Annotated in this window: 19 protein-coding genes; 14 read left to right on the forward strand and 5 right to left on the reverse strand. The window is 39.0% G+C overall.

Annotated features, from left to right (window positions below; translation table 11 throughout):
• Positions 1–142: 142 nt before the first annotated feature.
• Complete coding sequence (locus tag ACJJVZ_RS11440; protein ID WP_405600562.1) at positions 143–2521, reverse strand: TonB-dependent receptor; 2379 nt, start codon at positions 2519–2521, stop codon at positions 143–145.
• Between the two features lie 334 nt (positions 2522–2855).
• Here ACJJVZ_RS11440 and ACJJVZ_RS11445 point away from each other — a divergent pair, with 334 nt between their 5' ends.
• From ACJJVZ_RS11445 to ACJJVZ_RS11460, 4 genes are all read left to right on the forward strand, one after another.
• Positions 2856–4073 carry a lipoprotein-releasing ABC transporter permease subunit gene (locus ACJJVZ_RS11445; RefSeq protein WP_273047654.1) on the forward strand — a complete coding sequence of 406 codons (1218 nt, stop codon included), beginning with the start codon at positions 2856–2858 and terminating at the stop codon, positions 4071–4073.
• The gene (lolD, locus tag ACJJVZ_RS11450) at positions 4066–4764 is read left to right on the forward strand and encodes a lipoprotein-releasing ABC transporter ATP-binding protein LolD (RefSeq protein WP_077538052.1); all 699 of its coding nucleotides are present in this window, start codon (positions 4066–4068) and stop codon (positions 4762–4764) included. The genes ACJJVZ_RS11445 and lolD overlap by 8 nt, the downstream gene beginning before the upstream one ends.
• Complete coding sequence (locus ACJJVZ_RS11455; protein WP_405600565.1) at positions 4754–5998, forward strand: lipoprotein-releasing ABC transporter permease subunit; 1245 nt, start codon at positions 4754–4756, stop codon at positions 5996–5998. Before lolD ends, ACJJVZ_RS11455 begins: the two co-directional genes overlap by 11 nt.
• Positions 5999–6113: 115 nt before the next feature.
• On the forward strand, positions 6114–6587 hold the full coding sequence (locus ACJJVZ_RS11460) for a DUF1456 family protein (RefSeq protein WP_193155483.1): 474 nt from the start codon (positions 6114–6116) through the stop codon (positions 6585–6587).
• 527 nt (positions 6588–7114) lie between these two features.
• On the opposite strand, the gene ACJJVZ_RS11465 is transcribed toward ACJJVZ_RS11460, so the two are convergent.
• Complete coding sequence (locus ACJJVZ_RS11465; RefSeq protein ID WP_077538049.1) at positions 7115–7618, reverse strand: DUF2062 domain-containing protein; 504 nt, start codon at positions 7616–7618, stop codon at positions 7115–7117.
• Between ACJJVZ_RS11465 and ACJJVZ_RS11470 the strand changes: the two genes are divergently transcribed.
• Genes ACJJVZ_RS11470 through tcdA form a run of 7 tightly spaced genes read left to right on the forward strand, consistent with a single transcriptional unit; the run spans position 7598 to position 15059 of the window.
• Positions 7598–9865 carry a DNA internalization-related competence protein ComEC/Rec2 gene (locus ACJJVZ_RS11470; RefSeq protein WP_405600567.1) on the forward strand — a complete coding sequence of 756 codons (2268 nt, stop codon included), beginning with the start codon at positions 7598–7600 and terminating at the stop codon, positions 9863–9865. The two genes, ACJJVZ_RS11465 and ACJJVZ_RS11470, sit on opposite strands and share 21 nt — an antisense overlap.
• 60 nt (positions 9866–9925) lie before the next feature.
• Positions 9926–11671 (forward strand): lipid A export permease/ATP-binding protein MsbA, encoded by a 1746-nt coding sequence (gene msbA, locus ACJJVZ_RS11475; RefSeq protein WP_193155481.1) that lies wholly within the window; start codon positions 9926–9928, stop codon positions 11669–11671.
• The gene (gene lpxK / locus ACJJVZ_RS11480; RefSeq protein WP_193155480.1) at positions 11668–12648 is read left to right on the forward strand and encodes a tetraacyldisaccharide 4'-kinase; all 981 of its coding nucleotides are present in this window, start codon (positions 11668–11670) and stop codon (positions 12646–12648) included. The genes msbA and lpxK overlap by 4 nt, the downstream gene beginning before the upstream one ends.
• Positions 12638–12835 carry a Trm112 family protein gene (locus ACJJVZ_RS11485; protein ID WP_138584419.1) on the forward strand — a complete coding sequence of 66 codons (198 nt, stop codon included), beginning with the start codon at positions 12638–12640 and terminating at the stop codon, positions 12833–12835. Before lpxK ends, ACJJVZ_RS11485 begins: the two co-directional genes overlap by 11 nt.
• The gene (gene kdsB / locus ACJJVZ_RS11490; protein ID WP_193155479.1) at positions 12823–13584 is read left to right on the forward strand and encodes a 3-deoxy-manno-octulosonate cytidylyltransferase; all 762 of its coding nucleotides are present in this window, start codon (positions 12823–12825) and stop codon (positions 13582–13584) included. The genes ACJJVZ_RS11485 and kdsB overlap by 13 nt, the downstream gene beginning before the upstream one ends.
• Complete coding sequence (locus ACJJVZ_RS11495) at positions 13581–14261, forward strand: TIGR01621 family pseudouridine synthase (protein ID WP_405600571.1); 681 nt, start codon at positions 13581–13583, stop codon at positions 14259–14261. Before kdsB ends, ACJJVZ_RS11495 begins: the two co-directional genes overlap by 4 nt.
• Positions 14262–15059: a tRNA cyclic N6-threonylcarbamoyladenosine(37) synthase TcdA gene (gene tcdA / locus ACJJVZ_RS11500; protein WP_405600573.1), complete on the forward strand. Its 798-nt coding sequence runs from the start codon at positions 14262–14264 to the stop codon at positions 15057–15059.
• A gap of 35 nt (positions 15060–15094) precedes the next feature.
• On the opposite strand, the gene ACJJVZ_RS11505 is transcribed toward tcdA, so the two are convergent.
• The 3 genes from ACJJVZ_RS11505 to ACJJVZ_RS11515 all read right to left on the reverse strand — a co-directional run bounded on the left by ACJJVZ_RS11505 (position 15095) and on the right by ACJJVZ_RS11515 (position 18163).
• Positions 15095–15511 (reverse strand): SufE family protein, encoded by a 417-nt coding sequence (locus ACJJVZ_RS11505; RefSeq protein WP_193155476.1) that lies wholly within the window; start codon positions 15509–15511, stop codon positions 15095–15097.
• 13 nt (positions 15512–15524) lie between these two features.
• On the reverse strand, positions 15525–16751 hold the full coding sequence (locus ACJJVZ_RS11510; protein WP_193155475.1) for an aminotransferase class V-fold PLP-dependent enzyme: 1227 nt from the start codon (positions 16749–16751) through the stop codon (positions 15525–15527).
• 125 nt (positions 16752–16876) lie between these two features.
• On the reverse strand, positions 16877–18163 hold the full coding sequence (locus tag ACJJVZ_RS11515; protein WP_077538040.1) for a citrate synthase: 1287 nt from the start codon (positions 18161–18163) through the stop codon (positions 16877–16879).
• A 418-nt stretch (positions 18164–18581) separates the two neighbouring features.
• Between ACJJVZ_RS11515 and sdhC the strand changes: the two genes are divergently transcribed.
• From sdhC to sdhA, 3 genes are read left to right on the forward strand one after another with little or no spacing between them, the layout of a single operon-like run.
• Positions 18582–18959, forward strand: a complete 378-nt coding sequence (sdhC, locus tag ACJJVZ_RS11520) for a succinate dehydrogenase, cytochrome b556 subunit (RefSeq protein ID WP_076914908.1) — start codon at positions 18582–18584, stop codon at positions 18957–18959.
• The gene (sdhD, locus tag ACJJVZ_RS11525) at positions 18950–19297 is read left to right on the forward strand and encodes a succinate dehydrogenase, hydrophobic membrane anchor protein (protein ID WP_193155474.1); all 348 of its coding nucleotides are present in this window, start codon (positions 18950–18952) and stop codon (positions 19295–19297) included. Before sdhC ends, sdhD begins: the two co-directional genes overlap by 10 nt.
• Positions 19298–21070 (forward strand): succinate dehydrogenase flavoprotein subunit, encoded by a 1773-nt coding sequence (gene sdhA / locus ACJJVZ_RS11530; protein ID WP_193155473.1) that lies wholly within the window; start codon positions 19298–19300, stop codon positions 21068–21070.
• Positions 21071–21072 lie beyond the last annotated feature (2 nt).

Here is a 21072-nt window from a genome sequence, read left to right on the forward strand (position 1 = left end):
TGAATTTACTTGCAATAGGCCCGCTATTGACGCGTAAATTCGCCTTGTTTCCACTGAAAATCTCTGGCTAGAGAAAATAAATTTAAATATCACCATGATTCAATACGTTAGTAAATCTCTTAACCAGAGATCAGGTTAGTTATTAAAAATAACCACGAATACCAAAACGGAAGTTTCTACCAGGTAGTGGGGCTTTATCTTTGATAAATGAACTGTGTACAAAGCCTAGCTCGTCGGTAATATTATCCACATTGATGTAAAGTTGTGCATCTACAGCGCCTAAACCTAATTGGTAGTTAGCCTGTGCATCGAATAATGTATAACCATCTGTTTGTGTTTCAAACGCCGCTACATCGTTTTGATCAAAGTAATGAGTACCTGTTAGTGTTAATTGTAAGTCACCTAAATCATACTGTAACTCAGAGCCTAATTTATTAGCTGGAATACGGGGTAAATTCCCCGCGTTGTCTTTTAACTTTACACGCGTTGAGTCACCGAATACTTTAACCATTGCGTTCGACGTTACTTGATAATGCGCGTCAAATTCAATTCCGTAAAGCTCAGCGTCTTTACTATTAAACTGATATACCGCAACAGCATCGTGATGAGCGCCGATAGCAGATTCTAAACCGTCTTCTTCATCGAAAACTAAACCGGTATTCTCTTGAAAATAAAAGTTTTTGATATCGTTATAGAAAAAATTAACGGTATAACCAAAGTCTCCACTAAAACGTCTAAGACTTAAATCTAGGTTTGTTGATGTTTCTTGTTTAATATTTTCAGGCTCAAAATGCGCTTCATTACCTTCAATGTTGTAACCAAGACCTAGCTCGTAAGTGCCGGTTGCAATGTGCAAGCCGTTTGACAATAGCTCTGCAGAGAGTGGCGCACGCTCTGAATGAGAAATACTGGTTGCAATACTGTGGCCAGGTTTGTACTGCCAAATAGCACCAGCAGAGACACTTAAATTAGTAAAGCTTTTGCTGTAACCGATTGTTTCTTCATCATCGTGGTCTTCTTCAATTTCGTCGTGATCATGACCGTGTTCGGCCTCTGAAATTTGGCTTTCTATTTTATAATCTTCAACTCGTGCGCCAAGCTCAACTGTTACATCACCAAATTCACGTTCTTCTAGTAAATACAACGCGTTTGTTGTGGTTACGCTCGCGGGTGTAAAGGCTTCTTCACCAATTGCATTATAGTCTGAATCACTATAGTGATAGCCAATCATACCGTGCCAATCAGCAAATTTATGTTCTACATTTAGACGCGCTTCTGTTGTTTGATTGGTAAATGTTGTGCCAACTGCACCGTCTTCAATCTCTTGATGGAAATAATCAGTGTAACCTACACGCAGGTTAATTGTTTCGATCCAATTATTATGTAGCGCGTAGCTTACAAGGCCTTGCCAGCGATCTTGCTCTAAATGCGCATAGACTGGTGCTTCAGCAGCTTCATCGTCATGCTCTGCGTGCTCTTCTTCTGTTTCACCTTCGTGGTCATGTTCGTGATGATGCTCATGTCCAGGAATTCCGTAATCAGTATTAATACTGCCGTAAGAAAAACCAACCGTTAAATGCTCTCCAACATAGCTGCTGCCTAAGTTGAGTGTTTCGCTATCAATAAAGGTATTTTCTACTGAGTTTTCAATTTCAACATCGTCATCATCAGCAATGGTAAATGTAGGTGTTTGATAATCATCGCCGCTACGTTTAGTGCCATCAAAATGAAAGTTAAAACCTTCATTACCGGTTTCAAGTTTTGCAGCTACCGTATTTGAATTTGAGACTGTGTCGTGGCTGTACTCAGCAGCCCCCGTTAAGGTATCCATGCTGCTGGTAGGAATACGGTTGTCAACTACATTGACAACGCCACCAATTGCACCAGAGCCATAAAGTAGCGTGCTTGGGCCTCGTAGCACTTCAATTTGCTCTGCCGCTAAGCTATCGCTTGATGTCGCGTGATCAGGGCCAATTCGCGATGCATCACTGCTATCTAATCCGTTTTGAGTAATTTTAACGCGAGGGCCATCTAAACCTCGGATAATAGGGCTTGAAGAAACGGGACCAAAATAGCTCGCATTAACGCCAGGTAAGCCTTTTAGCGTTTCACCAAGGGTGGGTTTAGATTTATTTCTTAATTCATCACCAGATAAAACACTGACGGGGGAAATCATCTCTAAACTATTCTTATGAAGCGCAGAAGCATACACCACCACTGTTTCTACGGATGTTGGTTTTAGTGATACGCTTAGGTTATTTGATGAATCAGTTACAGCAATACGAGAGTCAATATAATTGTTTTTACTAATGTGTAATTGGCTTGCTGTATCGACTTCAATAGTAAATTCACCAAGTTCATTGCTTTTTACGCTTTGCGTTTTACCATGTATATGAATAGTCGCATTTTTAATTGGTTGATTTTTATCATCGATTACTTTGCCATTTACAGTCGCGGCCAGCGCCGAGTGAGAACATAAAACAGAAAGAAGAGCCGATGAGATTAGTGTTAGCTTAGTCATGAATATAAAAGTTCGCGGTTATTATGTTGTGATATACTATAACAATCCAGCGGCATTGGATCAATGATGTTATAGTATAACTTTTGTTTTTTGCGATCAATCTTCGAAAAATAAAGATGAAATGGAGCTTTGTACATTCCCAAAAAGCTTTTGTCTCCTCTAAAGTAATCGATTTCAGCCTAATTAACCTTTACAGATAAATTCAATTTGCAGTGCTTGAAATTTAGCCAAGTATCAGATTTTTAAATTATTTCTTACATTTTACGGCATACCCAAAAGGACTTTTTTCGTGCTACTATTATTTAATACTTTTCGGATAAGTGTTTAAAATAATATGTTTCAACCGGTTAGCTTATTTATAGGGCTTAGATATAGCCGCTCCTCAAAAGGAAATGCGTTTATATCGTTTATTTCGTTTTTTTCTATTGCCGGTATTGCGATTGGTTTAATCGCCTTATTTACCGTCAGTAGCGTAATGAATGGGTTTGAAAATAGCTTAAAAACTAACATGCTTGGCCTTATACCACACGTTGAGGTGCAATCAGATGCGCACACAAACTCGCAAATGGATACCCTCAAAGCAGACCTAGAACAATCACCCTATGTTGATCATGTAAGCCTATACCGCCACGGCGAAGCTATTTTACAAACCAATAAAGATTTACACGGCGTTTTACTGCAAGGCCTTTACGATGATAACGGCTCTTTGTATAAAATTGCCGATAAAATAGTGCAAGGTGATTGGAAAATCGTATTAACCAAAAACTACAGTATTGCTATAAGTCGTTATTTAAGCCGCAAGTTAGGCGTCGGTGTAGGTGATAAACTTCGCGTCATTATGCCAAATGCCTCAACCTATACACCCCTTGGGAGAATGCCAAGCCAACGTTTATTTAAAGTGGCTGCGATATACGAAACCGGCTCTGAAATAGATATGGCGCTTGCGTTTACCAGTGGGCCTTCACTACAACGGATACTAAAGCTGGATAAAAATACGGCCCCTAATTTAAGTGTATCGTTACATGAACCGTTTGCACTAGATGAATTTATTGAATCAAGTCAAGGTGTTTTTAAAGGTCACAATTACAGTGATTGGCGCAGTAGTCAGGGGACTTTATTTGCAGCCGTTGCTATGGAGAAACGGATTATGTCGATGTTGCTTGCCCTCATTGTATTGGTCGCTGTGTTTAATATTGTATCGGCACTGACCATGATGGTAAGCGAAAAACAAGGTGAGGTAGCCATACTACAAACGTTAGGGTTAACGCCTTCACAAGTACAAAAAGTGTTTATGGTGCAAGGCTTATATAACGGCGTAATTGGTACCGCAATAGGCGCGTTTTTAGGTGTTATATTGAGTTTATATATAAATGAGTTACTTGCATTGGTGGGCTTGAACTTACTTGCGGGTATTGAGTTACCGGTAAAATTTGATATTTTGAGTTTAGTGATAATAGCGTCTGCCAGTATTGCTATGAGCTTTTTAGCTACCTTATATCCTGCGCGCAAAGCCGCGAAAGTAAAACCAGCAGAGGTATTACGTTATGAATGATTTAGTCATTAGTTGTGAAAATTTAAGTAAAGTTTATCAAGACGGCAACAATCAAGTTGAAGTATTAAAAGGCGTTGACTTAGCGCTCCAGCAAGGTGAAATGCTCGCCATTGTGGGTAGTTCTGGCTCAGGTAAAAGTACGCTTTTACATATACTCGGCACTTTAGATACTGCAAGTTCAGGTGTCGCTAAAATTAAAAATCAAGAAGTTGCAAAGCTTTCACGCACTGAGCAGGCCGCATTTAGAAATCAAAACTTGGGTTTTATCTATCAATTTCATCATTTATTAATGGAATTTAGCGCGGTTGAAAATGTAGCAATGCCACTATTAATTAAAGGGCTAAGTGCAAAAGAGGCTAAAGCTCAAGCGCTGGAAATGCTAGAAAAAGTAGGCCTTGCACATCGCAGCTCGCATAAACCTTCTGCGCTTTCAGGCGGGGAGCGTCAACGAGTAGCAATTGCACGTGCACTGGTTACTAAGCCAGCGCTTGTGCTTGCCGATGAGCCAACCGGTAATTTAGATAAACAAAATGCGATTAAAATTTACGATTTAATTAATGAACTCAACAAAAGTTTAAACACCAGTTTTGTAGTGGTCACACATGATTTAGAACTTGCCGATAAGCTAGGTAAAATTGCTTATTTAGACGATGGAAAACTAGCTATTAAAGAGTCGCAACATGTTGCTTAGTGCATTTTTAAGTAAACGTTTTAGGGCTTATTCAGGTCACAAGGACGAAAAAAACGGCTTTGTTAGTTTTATCGCTAAAGCGTCGACTATTGGTATTTTATTGGGGGTTGCGGTTTTAATTGTGGCGTTGTCGGTAATAAATGGTTTTGAACAGCAATTAGTGCACAGGTTATTGAGTGTTGTGCCACAAGTTGAATATGTAGCGCCAAGTAGGCCTATTGCAAATTGGTCGCAAAAGGTGGATAGCTTACAATCACAACCCCACGTAACAGGGGCTGCACCATTTATTGCTGTAAACGGTATGGCGCAATATAAAAGCCAACTAAAAGCAGTGGAAATTCGCGGTGTTGAGCCAGCTTTAGAAAGCAATGTCTCGGCAGTTAACCAGTTTACCAGCGGTAAATTAGTGAGCCAGTTAGGCCTTGATGATGTAATTTTGGGTAAGCAAATAATAGAACAGTTAAATGCTAAAGTAGGCGATAACATTACGTTGCTTATTCCGCAAATAAGCCAAAAAGGTCAGTCATTATTAGCGCCTAAGCGAGTAACACTTAAGCTTGCCGGTGTTATCGAAATGGGTGGCCCGATTGATAGTACAGCTGCGTTTATACATCTCAGCAAAGCGCAGCAAGCATTAGGCTACGACGCAAGCCAAGTAACAGGGCTGCGATTAAGTGTTGATGATGTGTTTTCGGCGCATCAAATAGCGTTAAAAGTGGGTCAAACGATTGATGACTACGTGTATATTTCTAGTTGGTTTAGAACGCAAGGCAGCCTGTATCAAGATATTCAAATGGTACGTACTATTGTTTATATTGTGGTATTTTTAATTATTGCTGTGGCAAGTTTTAATATTGTGTCCTCTTTAGTGATGGAAGTGCGTGAAAAACAAGGCAATATCGCTATTTTAAAAACCATGGGTGCTAAAGACAGTACTATTTTAGCAACCTTTGTATTGCAGGGCTTAATGCAAGCATTTGTAGGCGTGGCGCTAGGAACACTAATTGGGGTGGTATTAGCGCTTAATATAAGTGAGCTATTTACTTGGATAAGCCAATTATTTGGTGAAAACCCCCTCGAAGGCGTTTATTTTATAGAGTTTTTACCGAGTAAATTAGTACTTGAAGACATCGGTATTACAGTGATTGTCACGTTTGCGCTGGCGATACTTGCCACTATTTATCCTGCATGGCAAGCAACGCGCGTCGATCCTGCCAAAGTGCTTGGTAACTAAGCTAACAGCCTAAATAAAAATTAATAGGGTGGTAATAGTAAATCTGTTAAACTAGGCGCTTATTTAAAATTAAGCAATAACTGCTTGGTTGCTATACCTCACTTTGGGATTTACTTTGACTAATAACGATATTTTACGCCGCATTCGCTACACTTTTAACTTAACTGATACTGCTACGGTCAATGTTTTTGCATCAGCAGAGCATACGGTCACCAAAGAGCAAGTAATTGCATGGTTAACTAAAGAAGGTGAAGAGGCTTTTACCCCAATAAGTGATACTGAGTTTGCTAGCTTTTTAAATGGGTTTATTAATACCCAGCGTGGCAAACGCGAAGGTGAGCAACCAGAGCCCGAGAAAAAGCTAAACAACAATATTATCTTTATGAAACTACGTATTGCTTTGAATATGAAAGCAGAAGATGTGATAGCAACGCTTGCACTGGTTGATTTTGACTTAAGTAAACATGAACTAAGCGCGTTTTCTCGTAAAGTAGACAATAAACATTACCGTGTTTGTAATGACCAAATATTACGTTTATTTTTAACCGGCGTGCAAAAACAACATCGCCCAGAAGAGTCTGGCGAGTAACTCGTTTAGCTAGTTAGTTTTTAGTTGATAGGCTTTGTGTATGCGCAATGCATTAGTTCAAAGCCTATTAATTATATACCCCGTTTAATCCTCATCATTGCACAACACAATTCATCAAGCACTCTAATGAAAGTAGCTTCTATGGCATTTAGTTTTATATTACTTAAAAGTGGTCTTTAACCAAACGATTTAAAAAATGAAGTGAGGAGATAACCAGTGTCTTGGATAATAAATTAATCTGAAGAAGCTGTTTTTTAATGCTAGCTGGGTTGAATTTGCACTGAGAATAGCTTAATCAGAGTTCGGTCAAATAATAGCGTAATAGAGCTTTTGCAGAACAGTCATGTGTCTTCCTAGAGGTAATTAGAAAGTACACGAACATAAACTCATTATTGCAAATAGCTCAGCCTCATAGAGAACAAAAATCCATTAGCAAAGCGTTATTTGCCTAAGCTGTGCTCCATAATCAGAATGTGTACTATGCTAATAACAATAGTATTGGTTAAAAATTAGCTCATTAATGCATTTTAATTTCGAGCAGACCAAGCTTTTAAAACAGTGCGGCGCCAGATAATATCAATACCAAAGTAACCAATAATAGAAGCGATAGATGCACATACTAAAGAGCCAAGCAAAAAAGCGGGCCCAATAGTCTCAATGCTTTCTAAAAACCAAGCCCAACTTGCTTCAAAAACAAAATGCTGTTCTGGCTGATTTAATAATAAAGTGCCTACTAGGTATGAGCCATAAAAGATAGGGGGCATAGTTAGGGGATTTGTTAACCATACTAACGCAACAGAGATCGGTAAATTAACTCTAAATACAATAGCACCAGCTGCGGCTAAAACCATCTGAAAAGGAACAGGGATGAATGCAAAAAACAGCCCAACAGCAAATGCACCACGAGCGGAGCGTCTATTTAAGTGCCAAAGATTTGCATCTTGTAAAAGATGCCCAAAAATTCTCAAAGATTTATGATGTCTAATTTTATTTGGATCAGGTAAAAATCTTTGAATCGTTTTTTTAGCCATTTAAAGCAACCATTTACATCAGTGTGGATAAGTCTTGGGTTTGTAATTGGCTGTATCGCAACCGTATTTTATTACCAAACTCTCGAATTTACAGTACTCACAATTTCGATAGTTATTGTGAGTGTTTATTTTAAGCCGTTTTTAAATGTATTGTTAGGCTTTATTTGCGCTATTTGTTGGATTGCAGTGCATTTTTATACTTTTCATAATTTTGAGATCCCAAAAGCGGACGAAAAGTATGCACATTCTGCTGAGTTGATTATTGAAAGTATAATTTCAATTAAACAGCCGCAATATATAAAAGCAAAAATTATAAAATTCAATGATGACAGCTACGCTCACTTTAGAGCCCCAAGCGCTATGTTGAGTGTAAACTCAAGTCAAACCTTGCTAATTGGTGACACTTTTAGTGCCTCAATTAATTTAAAGCCTTTTCGTAGTACAAAGAACTTCCATGTGTTCGATAACGAGCGCTACGCTTTTACACAGCGGATATTTTTTAAAGGGAAAGTACTAAATAAAGAGTTAGTGATCACAAATAACGAAAAACAAAGTACGATTATAAATTACAGGAAATTTATAAAGGGTGTTTATAGTAATACAACTCTACAATGGTTGTATTATGCGCTGTTGACTGGCGACAAATCGTTAATGGATTTTAGTGATAAGCAATTAATGCAATCTCTAGGATTGAGTCATTTATTGGCGATATCAGGATTACACATAGGCTTAATATTTGGTTTTGGTTATCTAGCTGTACGCAGCTTATTTAAACATATCAAATACGTTAGTGACCAAACGAAAAACCTTTCTGTTATTTACAGTGCAGTAGGCTTCTTTGCTGCATTTATTTATGTTTATCTAAGTGATTTTTTAGTGTCAGCTACACGTGCGTTAATTATGCTCGGGTGCTATTTAGTACTCTATTATTTAGCAAAACAGCCATTGCGTTGGCGCAGTATTTTATTTGCTCTTGTTATTTTGCTTATAATAAATCCTTTTAATGTATTAAACGCAGGGCTGTATTTGTCATTTACCGCCGTGGCTATTATATTTTTAGTCGTGCGTAAAATACCCATTTCAAATACATCCTTTTTCTATAAAATAGCATCGCTAGGGCTGGTACAGCTGGCCTTGTTTTTAGGTTTGTTACCACTTTCGCTATACTTTTTCCATGGTGTTAGTTTGGCAGGTTTAGTGCTTAACTTAATTGCTATTCCACTTCTTTCTTTAATTGTTATGCCCAGTTTAATTATTATCACACTTCTTAGTAGTGTGTTTGATATGGGTATTTTCATCACTTTTTTTGATGCCTGCTTAAGTTATGTATTTCAGTTATTAACAAAAATCCCCGTCTTTATTCGTTGGCTAAATATAGGAAATACGGATTCTATTTTTGTTGTTTTTTATTATATTACTTTTTTAATTTTTTATTTGGTTCCGTATAAGTGGTTAACATGTATTCCATTTAGTGTACTGTTATTTAATTACCTAGTTGCTGAAAAGCCAAAATGGAAATTACATGTTTTTGATGTAGGGCATGGCTTGATGGTACTGATAGAAAAAGATAAACAAGCGTTAATTTATGACTTTGGCCCTAGTTATTTTAATCGTTTTAGCCGTGCTCGTAGTATTTTATTACCTTATATTGAAGCTAATAAACTGTTTGTTTCTATAGCTGTTTTAAGTCACGAAGATAGCGATCACGCTGGTGGTGTTGAACACTTTATGCAAGCAGGGTATGAATCTACCTTTGCTACTTTTCACCCACATAATTTACAAGATATATGTAAAGTTGCGAAGAGAGATTTCTTTGGTCTTAAAATAGAGAGCTTTAAAACAACAAACTTTCAAAATGAAAATGATGATTCATGCGTTATTAGAGTGTCTGATAAAGCGCACAGTGTTTTATTAACGGGTGATATCTCTAAGCAACGAGAAGCGCAATTACTCCAACAGGGCTATTTTTTAAAAAGTACAGTGATGTTGAGCCCGCATCATGGCAGTGATACATCCTCAAGTGATGCATTTATAAAAGCAGTACACCCACAAATTGTTATTCATTCAAGTGCCTATAAAGGGCAATGGCAATTTCCTAAACAGCAGGTTGTTAAGCGTTATAGCAAAATAAATGCAACTCAATATGTTACAGGACAGCAAGGACAAATCAGTGTCAAATTTTACAATGAGTATGCACAGGTAAAAACGGCAAGAGAGTATGAAAGTTACTGGTTTATCAAAAATTGACGTTTTGTTTTAGTGCACCTAAGGATACAATAGGGGCTGTAATTGTATAAAGAGAGTGTTATGGATCAAAGTACTACGCAAATTTATAAACGGTTAATTTCTTACGTTGGTGCATATAAGAGCGTTGCCCTTGTTGCTATTATAGGAATGATTGGTTATTCGGCAATGGATGCGTTATTCATTCAATTAATGAAGCCGTTTATTGATGAAGGCTTAAACCAGCGCAATAGTGATGTGTTAACGTATGCGCCGTTTGTTGTGATTGCTTTAGTGATTGGTCGTGGCATTTTTAATTTTATGTCGTCATATTGTTTAAGTTATGTAGGCTCCCAAGTCGTACGCTCTCTTCGCCAAGCATTATTTGAACACATATTACATTTACCGGTTTCTTTTCATGATAAAAACTCAACCGGTGATTTAATCTCTAAAATCACCTTTGATACCGAACAAGTTCAACAAGCCATTACAAAAGCGTTATTAATTGTGGTACGTGAAGGGGCGTTTGTTGTATTTTTATTGGGTTTGATGTTTTATACCAATTGGAAGTTATCACTAATATTTTTAGTGATCATCCCATTGGTTGCCATTATTGTTACCGTTGTGTCTAAGCGTTTTCGCCATATTTCTAAAAATATTCAATCGGCGATGGGGCAAGTTACGCGCAGCTCAGAACAAATGTTAAGCGGACACAAGGTAATACATGGTTTTGGTGGGCAAGAGCAAGAAATCAATAAGTTTTCTAAAATTAATAATCACAACCGTCAACAACGAATAAAAATGGATGCAACTAAAGCACTCAGTGTATCTATTATTCAAGTTCTTGCTGCAAGTGCAATGGCCGTTATTTTGTGGGTGGTATCAATGCCCGCAATGATTGACACGATAAGCTCTGGTGATTTTGTGGTTTTGATATCATCGATGATGATGTTACTGCGTCCACTTAAGCAATTAGCTAACGTTAACAGCGACATGCAACGTGGTATCTCGGCAGCGCAAAGTATATTTTTAATCCTTGACGAAAATGTAGAAAAAGACACCGGCATAATCGCAGTCGATAAAGTTAAAGGGTTAATTGAGGTTAAAAATGTAACGTTTAAATACCCAACAAAAGCAGAAGCCGTACTCAACGATTTATCTTTGACTATAAAGGCTGGTGAAAGCATTGCATTAGTAGGTCGCTCAGGCTCGGGGAAGTCAACAATCTCCAATTTGCTGCCACGCTATTATGATTTAGAGCTGCCAAGCGAAATTCTACTCGACGGTATTGCACTAAGTGACTATAAACTTGCTGACTTGCGACGTCAGTTTGCCTTAGTCTCACAACAAGTCGTGTTATTTAACGATACTATCGCGAACAATATTTGCTATGGCATAACGCATGATGTCTCTACTGATGAGTTAATACGCGTAGCAAAACAGGCGCATGTTTGGGAGTTTGTCAAAGATCTTCCTGAGCAATTAAATACCATGGTAGGCGAAAATGGCGTGATGCTTTCAGGCGGCCAGCGACAACGCATTGCCATTGCGAGAGCAATTTTAAAAGATGCACCAATTTTAATTTTAGACGAAGCAACGTCTGCGCTTGACACCGAATCTGAAAAACTGATTCAACAAGCTCTTGAGGCGTTAATGAAAGATAAAACGTCTATTGTCATTGCGCATCGTTTATCAACGATTGAAAATAGCGACCGAATTTACGTTATCGATAATGGACGTGTTATTGAAAGTGGAGATCATGCAAGTTTACTTGCCAATGACGGTACTTACTCTGCACTTTGTAAAATGCAATTTGGCGAGCAAGTGTGAATAAAATAGAGCATAGCTGGTATAAGCCCGTCAGCTTAATTACGCTATTACTTTTACCCTTATCAATACTATTTTGGTTAATTTCGAGCAGTCGAAAGTATTTGTATAAATTAGGGTTTTTAAAACAATTTAAAAGTAAAACGCCAATTATTGTGGTTGGCAATATTAGCGTGGGTGGCAATGGAAAAACACCGTTTGTGTTATGGCTTTTTAACTATTTAACGCAACAAGGTTTATCTGTTGGGATCATTAGCCGTGGCTACGGTGGACATGCTAATAATTACCCTCTGCTTGTTACAGATCAAGTAAGTACGAATGAAGCGGGTGATGAACCGGTACTTTTATATCATCGTTTAAAGTGTCCAATTGCTGTTGGCCCTAATAGGCAGCACAGCATTGAGTTGCTAGAGCGCACATATGCACCAGACGTTATTATTTCAGACGATGGCATGCAGCATTATAAAATGGCACGTAGTATAGAGTGTTGTATTGTTGACAGTGAACGCAAATTCGGTAATGGTTTTTTAATGCCAGCAGGGCCATTACGAGAGACAACAAAGCGTTTAAATAGTGTCGACTTAGTTATTGAAAATGGTGGTCAAAGTAGCAGTCATTATACGTTACAAACCAGTCCATTAAGACGAGTAAGTGGCACAAAACCCGTAAACAGTTTAATTACCAGTGCGCATGCTATCAGCGCGATTGGCAATCCGCAGCGTTTTGAAAACTCACTAGAGGCGCAAGGTATTCGCTTACTATCAACTCATCACTTTAGAGATCATTATGCATACACTGCGAATGATTTTTCTGGGTTTGGTGATGATAACGTAGTCATGACTGAAAAAGATGCGGTAAAGTGCGGTAGTTTTGCAAAACCTAATTGGTATTATTTACCAGTAGATGCAGAGCCTTCCGATGTCGTTATAAACACATTAAATTCATTATTAAAAGAAAAAGGGATCCTCAATGGCCTTTGATACAAAACTACTCGAGATAATTGCGTGCCCAGTGTGTAAGGGTAAATTACGTTTTGATAAAGAAAATAACGAGCTAATTAGCACCGCTGCTAAGCTAGCTTATCCGGTTCAAGATGACATTCCGGTACTGCTTGAAAATGAAGCGCGTGAATTATCTTTAGATGAGGTTGAAAAGTGGAATTCGTAGTTGTAATTCCGGCTCGTTTTGCCTCAACACGACTGCCAGGTAAACCGCTTGCTGACATTTGTGGTAAGCCAATGGTTCAGCATGTTTACGAAAAAGCCTGTTTATCAGGCGCAAGCCAAGTTGTGATTGCAACCGATCATCAAAAAGTATTTGATGCAGTCAGTTTATTTACCAGTGATGTACTAATGACGCGCGAAGATCATCACTCAGGTACTGAGCGTTTAGCTGAGGTCGTTGATTTGCTTGATCTCGATAGCAATACCATTGTGGTTAATGTACAAGGTGATGAGCCGTTACTTGCACCTGAAAATGTATCTCAGGTTGCTGCGCTATTAAACGATTCAACGGCACCAATGGCAACCTTAAGTGTTGCTATTGAAGAGCGAGATGACGTATTTAATCCTAATGCCGTTAAAGTGGTTAGCGATATTGATAAAAATGCGTTGTATTTCTCGCGAGCCAATATTCCATTTGACAGAAGTGCGATGATGGATGATAAAAACAGGCTTGATTTAGCGCCATTTCAACGCCATGTGGGTATTTATGCATACAGAGCAGGTTTTATTAAACAATACACACAGCTCAGTGTATCTCCGCTTGAGTTACTTGAATCGTTAGAGCAATTGCGCGTGCTATATCACGGTTATAAAATTAAAATAGAGCAAGCGCAGATAACGCCGCATTCAGGCGTTGATACACCCGAAGATTTAGCCAAAGTTATAGCGCATATTAAAAGTACAAACGCGTGAGTGGACAAGCAAATACACTGTTAAAAATAGTATTTACACATAACGATTTTTATATTTTAGAAAAACCAGCAGGGCTCAGTTTTCATTCAGAAGATGGACCTGGTTTTGTTGTGTTAGCTGAGCTGCAATTATCGCAAAAACTTTATGCGGTTCATCGCTTAGACAAGGTGACATCAGGGCTGATTATTTTAGCGAGAAACAAAGACGCAGCTGCATGTTTCACTGCACTTTTTACTGAGCATGCAATAAGCAAATTTTATTTAGCTATCAGCGATGCCAAACCTAAAAAAAAGCAAGGTTGGATAAAAGGTGATATGGCCAAATCTCGTCGTGGTTCGTTCAAGCTACTAACAACTAAGCTTAATCCAGCGATCACTCGATTTTATTCTGTGAGTTATAAACCAGGGTTTAGGGCGTATATTTTGAAACCTTATTCAGGTAAAACGCATCAATTAAGGGTGGCGTTAAAGAGTATAGGTTCGGCTATTTTAGGGGATGCAATGTATGCAGGTACGCCATCGAATCGTACCTATTTGCATGCTTATGCACTGAGCTTTTTATGGCAAGGTGAACACATGCAATTTACGTTGTTACCTGAACATGGCGATGAATATATAGCGCTGATAAAACATCAAGATTTTCAAGCATGGCAGTCGCCATGGCAACTGGATTGGTAAATGAACGAAAAAGTTACAGATATACGTTTTGGCGGAATTAAACGTTTATATGGTCATCAGCAATTTGATTGGCTTCAACAAGCACATTTTTGTGTCGTCGGTATTGGTGGTGTAGGGAGCTGGGCTGCTGAAGCCCTTGCGCGTACAGGTGTTGGTAAAATAACACTCATTGATTTAGATGATATCTGCGCGACCAATGTAAACAGGCAAATTCATGCGCTTAGCGGCACGATAGGCCAAGCTAAAGTGGATGCAATGAAAGCGCGTTGTGAGTTAATAAACCCAGCGTGCCAGATTGATGTAATAGATGACTTTATCACACTCGATAATATTCAATTGCATATTCAAGGTTTTGACTACGTTATTGATTGCATTGATGCGGTTAAAGAAAAGGCAGCATTAATTGCGCACTGCAAACGTAATAAACTGCCTATTATTACGACGGGTGGCGCAGGTGGGCAAACCGACCCTAGTCAAATAACATTTGGTGATGTGGCTAAAACCACGCAAGACCCTCTACTTGCAAAAGTTCGTTATATTTTACGCAAGCAGTATAATTTTAGTAATAACCCTAAGCGTAAATTTAATATCGATTGTGTTTATTCAACAGAGCAGCTTGTATACCCTGGTAGTAACGGTAGTGTATGCCATGCAAAGCAAAGTGCTGATGGCTCGATGAATATGGATTGCAATAATGGTTTCGGCTCTGTCACTATGATCACTGGAAGCTTTGGGTTTTTTGTTGCCGCCAAAGCAGTGAGAAAATATTTAGATAAGCGTGCACGTTTAAACATTTAAATACAGACTGCTTATTATATTGTTATAAAAAGCGCCTAACGCGCTTTTTGTTTGGCTAACGTTTGTATTTTTTCGACCATGGCTTTTACCCCATTGCCGCGAGAAGCGCTTAAGTGGCTAATTAAGCCTAGTTTTTCAAATTCTTCATACGCGTTGATATTTATTACTTGCTCTGGGGTTAAACCGTTATACAGTGCTAAAATTAATGCTAATAAGCCTTTAACAATACGTGTGTCTGAGTCACCTATGACCACTAATGCGTTCTCAGTTAAATCAAACTCTACAAACATCCACACTTTACTTTCGCACCCAGGTACGAGTGCGTCATCTGTCTTTAACGCATCAGGTAACAGCGGTAATTTTTTACCAAGTAGCATTATTTCACGGTATTTTTGCTGCCACGCAGACGCATTTTTTATCGGATCAGTTACTAGGTTAAACGTATTTATCATTAGCTATCCAAAATTAATCTAAAAGTGCGATAGATTCGCGCAGTGCTTTGATGAATTGATCTACATCATCATGATTATTATAAAATGCGAAACTTGCTCTGAGGGTGCCACTAAGCCCTAAATGAGCCATTAAAGGCTGTGTACAATGATGCCCAGCTCTTACTGCAACGCCATAACCGTCAAGTAAAGTTGCCAAATCATATGGATGCTCATCTTTATAATTAAAGCACAATGTACCTATATTATTATTTAAGTCGCTATACAGTGTAATACCCTCAATATTACTTAATTTGCTTGCGGCGTAATTAAATATATTTTGCTCATGTTTAAGGATTTGATCATGATTAAATTGAGTTAGGTAGCTAAGTGCAGCACCAAATCCGAGTACTCCCGCTATATTTGGGGTGCCTGATTCGAACTTGGCGGGAGCATCACGATACGTACTGTGCGTGAGTGTAACGGTTTGGATCATTTCCCCACCGGTTTGATAGGGGAGTAGGGTATTTAAAAGCTCATAACGACCATATAAGCCGCCTAACCCTGTTGGTCCTAACATTTTGTGAGCCGAAAAAACGTAAAAGTCGCAGTTAAGCGTTTTTAAATCAGGTCTTAAATGCATCGAACCTTGCGCGCCATCAACCAAAACAACTGACCCCATTGCTTTTGCGCAAGTAATTAACGCATTTAAATTAGTAATATTACCAAGCGTGTTAGATGCCTGTGTAATAGCAACGAGCTTAGGTTTATTTTTCTCAATAAATCCACAGCACAGAGGAATATTAAAAGTACCGTCGCTATTTAATGGCATAACAGCGAGCCTTGCCCCTGTTTGCTGCGTTAAAACTTGCCATGGGACAATATTTGCGTGGTGATCAAGTGGGGTTATTACTATTGTATCGTTTTCGCTTATTTGGCTTTTTAGTCCATTTGCGACAAGGTTGATTGCCTCAGTGGCCCCTTTGGTCCAGACAATTTCATTGTTTTTTACACCAAAGTAATCAGCTGTTTGGTTTCGCACATTTTCATACAATACAGTAGCGTTTTCACTCAATGAATGGCGGCCTCGGTGTACATTTGCATTTTTGTGTGTGTAAAAATCGGCTGTTGTGTCGATAACGCTTTGCGGCTTTTGTGTTGTAGCCCCTGAGTCTAAATAAACAAGCGGACAGCCGTTTATAGTTTGATTTAAGGTAGGGAAGTCTCGTCGAATTTTATTTATATCAAACTCTAAAACAGTCATTAGCTTCATCAACGTTGTAATTTAAGGCGAGAATTGTAATCACTTTATTATTATTCTCAAGTAACAAATAATAAAAAAGGCCGCAAAAGCGGCCTTTTAAAGTATTCATACACGATTAAAGCGTATTAGCGCTTATCAGTTGATACATAGTCACGTGCTGTGTAACCAGTATAAAGCTGACGTGGACGACTGATCTTATGACCTGGTTGAGATAGCATTTCATCCCAGTGAGTGATCCAACCAACTGTACGTGCCATTGCAAAAATTACAGTGAACATGCTTGTTGGGATACCAATCGCTTTTAAGATAATACCTGAGTAGAAATCAACGTTAGGGTAAAGTTTCTTCTCTACAAAGTATGGGTCTTCAAGTGCAATTTGCTCAAGCTTCATTGCAATATCAAGTAATGGATCTTGAATATTAAGCTCAGCTAGTACTTCGTGACACGTTTGACGCATTACTGTTGCACGTGGATCGAAGTTTTTGTAAACACGGTGTCCAAAGCCCATCAGACGGAAAGGGTCCGCTTTATCTTTAGCTTTAGCAACGAATTCATCAATGCGATCTACAGAGCCAATTTCTTCTAACATGTTTAAACATGCTTCGTTAGCGCCGCCATGTGCAGGACCCCAAAGAGATGCAATACCAGCAGCAATACACGCATACGGGTTAGCACCAGAAGAACCAGCAAGACGAACGGTAGACGTAGACGCATTTTGCTCGTGATCAGCATGAAGCATGAATATTTTATCCATCGCTTTAGCTGTTACTGGGTTAACTTTATACTCTTCAGCAGGAACAGAGAACATCATATGTAAGAAGTTTTCTGCATAGCTTAAATCATTACGTGGGTAAACAAATGGTTGGCCAATGTTTGTTTTGTAAGCCATAGCAGCAATAGTCGGTAATTTAGCAACTAATTTAACAGCACTGGTTTTACGTTGTTCAGCATCAGTAATATCAAGGTCTTCATGATAGAAAGAGGATAACGCACCCACTACACCACAAAGCATCGCCATTGGGTGAGCATCAAAGCGGAAGCCTTGGAAGAAATTAGCAATTTTCTCATCAAGCATAGTGCTGCGAGTAATTTGCTTAGCGAATGCATCATACTGCTCTTTAGATGGTAACTCACCATTTAGTAACAAATAGCAAAGTTCAATGTAGTTAGATTCTTCAGCTAATTGCTCAATTGGGTAACCACGGTGAAGCAAAATGCCTTTGCCACCATCAATATAAGTAATTGCAGATTCACAAGAGCCAGTCGACATGAAACCTGGGTCATAAGTAAAGTGACCATGTGCACCTAACGTACGTACGTCGATTACATCTTGGCCAGCAGTGCCTTGATAAATTGGAAGTTCGATTGGATCTAGCCCATCAATTTGGACTGTGGCTTTTTTATCTGCCATCGCTATGTATCTCCTATTAAGATATCTATTCTGATTTTTAGATTTTAAAGTTCTGAAATCTGTTTTAAGCACATCTTTGCATTTTAACGTGAAAGAGGGGGTTAAAGTCAATTTTTATAAACATTATGCACATTTGTATAATAAATATTCTATATCAATTAAATATAATACTATTGGCTAATTCGCAAACATCTCTAAATAAACAAGAATTGTAAAAAGTCCTGTGGGTATATATACTAACGGTGGTTTTAAACCGTATTGTATTTGGGTAAACATAGTTTTACAGTTTAATTTTTACGCTATTGTGAACTTTAACTGATTCTATACGTTTACTTTGATAGTTCCATCAGTAATATTTGATGGGTTTTTAGAAAAGCAAGTAGATGAGCTCCACTGCGAGCAAGATGGGCAAGTAACTGTGAAAAAGCAAAGACCTGTAAATCTAGATCTAACAACTATATCGATGCCGGCAACGGCTAAAGCGTCAATATTTCACCGCGTCACCGGTGTTGCATTATTTTTTGCTTTAACGTTTGTCATTTGGGCTTGGTCAGAGTCTCTCTCTTCAGCTGAAAGTTTTGAATTCGTCAAGGGTCTGTTTAACGGATTCATTGCCAAATTTATAGCTTGGGGCACTGTTTCTGTATTAGGTTATCACCTTATTGGTGGTATCCGTCATATGATTATGGATATGGGACATTGGGAAGAACTTGAATCAGGTAACCTCAGCGCTAAAGTTTCAATGGCTCTTGGTGTTGTGTTTGCCGTATTGGCAGGGGTGTGGATATGGTTTTAAATCAAGCAACTCTTAAACGTGATGGTGTACAAGATTTCGTATCTTTACGTACCACGGCATTAATAATCAGCGCGTATGCGATTTTTATTATCGGCTATTTTTTAGCGACGCCAGACGTCACTTTCGAAGCCTGGACAGGCCTCTTCTCTAACCTAGCAATGAAAGGGTTTACATTAATTACCCTTGTTTGCATTATGGTTCATACCCGCATTGGCCTTTGGCAAGTTCTTACAGACTATGTTAAGTGTGCGAAGTTACGTGCTGTTTTAGGTTTTATATTAAACCTAATGGCCGTTGCTTACGTAGCTATTGGTCTAATCGTATTATGGGGTGTTTAAGTGAAATATTCTGTTCGTGAATTTGACGCCGTAGTAATTGGTGCAGGTGGTGCTGGTATGCGCGCCGCTCTAGCAATTACTGAATCTGGCAAAACGTGTGCATTAATATCTAAGGTATTCCCAACACGCTCACACACTGTATCTGCACAAGGTGGTATTACAGTAGCGCTTGGTAATTCACACGAAGACAACTGGGAATGGCATATGTACGATACCGTCAAAGGTTCCGATTTTATCGGTGACCAAGACGCGATCGAATACATGTGTCAAACAGGCCCAGAAGCTATTACTGAATTAGAAAACATGGGTCTACCATTTTCTCGTTTTGAAAATGGCCGTGTTTACCAACGTCCTTTCGGTGGTCAATCGAAAAACTTTGGTGGTGAACAAGCTGCGCGTACAGCCGCTGCAGCTGACCGAACTGGTCATGCTTTATTACACCTTCTTTATCAACAAAACGTAAAAAACAAAACAAATGTATTCTCTGAATGGTATGCACTTGATTTAGTTAAAAACGATAATGGTGATGTAGTAGGGTGTACTGCAATTGAGATTGAAACAGGTGAAATCACTTATTTCAAATCTAAAGCAGTAGTACTTGCTACTGGTGGTGCGGGTCGTATTTTTGCATCAACAACAAATGCTCACATCAATACAGGTGATGGCGTTGGTATGGCAACACGTGCTGGTATTTCTATGCAAGACATGGAAATGTGGCAGTTCCACCCAACGGGTATAGCCGGTGCTGGTACGCTAGTAACAGAAGGTTGTCGTGGTGAAGGCGGTTATCTTTTAAATAAAGATGGCGAGCGCTTCATGGAGCGTTATGCACCAAACGCGAAAGACCTAGCGTCTCGTGATGTGGTTGCACGTTCAATGATGACAGAAATCCGTGAAGGTCGTGGTTGTGATGGTCCTTGGGGTCCGCATCTTAAGCTAAAACTTGACCATTTAGGTGAAGAAACGCTTAATTTACGTCTTCCAGGTGTTTGTGATCTTGCTAAAACATTTGCTCACGTTGATCCTGCTAAAGAGCCAATTCCAGTAATCCCAACGTGTCATTACATGATGGGTGGTGTGCCAACTAACGTAAATGGCCAAGCGCTACAAATCGATGCTCAAGGCAACGAAACAGTAGTTCAAGGTTTATTTGCAGTAGGTGAGATTGCCTGTGTATCTGTACACGGTGCAAACCGCTTAGGTGGTAACTCATTACTAGATTTAGTTGTATTTGGCCGTGCTGCGGGTAACTTCTTAGGCAAATACCTTAATGACGTTGAAATATCCAAAGCCGCGTCAGAGTCTGATTTAGAAACATCACTTGCACGTTACAATCGTTGGGAAAATTCAACGACTGGGCAAGGTGAAGATCCAGTTCAAATCAAAAAAGACTTGCAGCAATGTATGCAGCTTAACTTCTCGGTATTCCGTGAAGGTGATTCAATGGCTACAGGTCTTCAAGAACTTAAAGAAATTCGTGAACGTCTGCAACATGCACGTCTTGATGATAAATCATCAGATTTCAACACGCAGCGCATCGAATGTCTAGAACTTGATAACTTAATGGAAACAGCTTACTCAACTGCAGTAGCTGCAAACTTCCGTACAGAAAGCCGTGGTGCACATTCTCGCTTTGACTTCCCAGATCGTGATGACGAAAACTGGTTATGTCACTCAGTATTCAATCCTTTAACGGATGAAATGAGCAAGCGTGATGTAAACTATGCGCCTAAAACGCGTGAAGCTTTCCCACCTAAAGCACGTGTTTACTAGGA

The organism is Pseudoalteromonas sp. Ld19, from assembly GCF_045064135.1.
In the GTDB taxonomy this organism is placed as follows: domain Bacteria; phylum Pseudomonadota; class Gammaproteobacteria; order Enterobacterales; family Alteromonadaceae; genus Pseudoalteromonas; species Pseudoalteromonas aliena.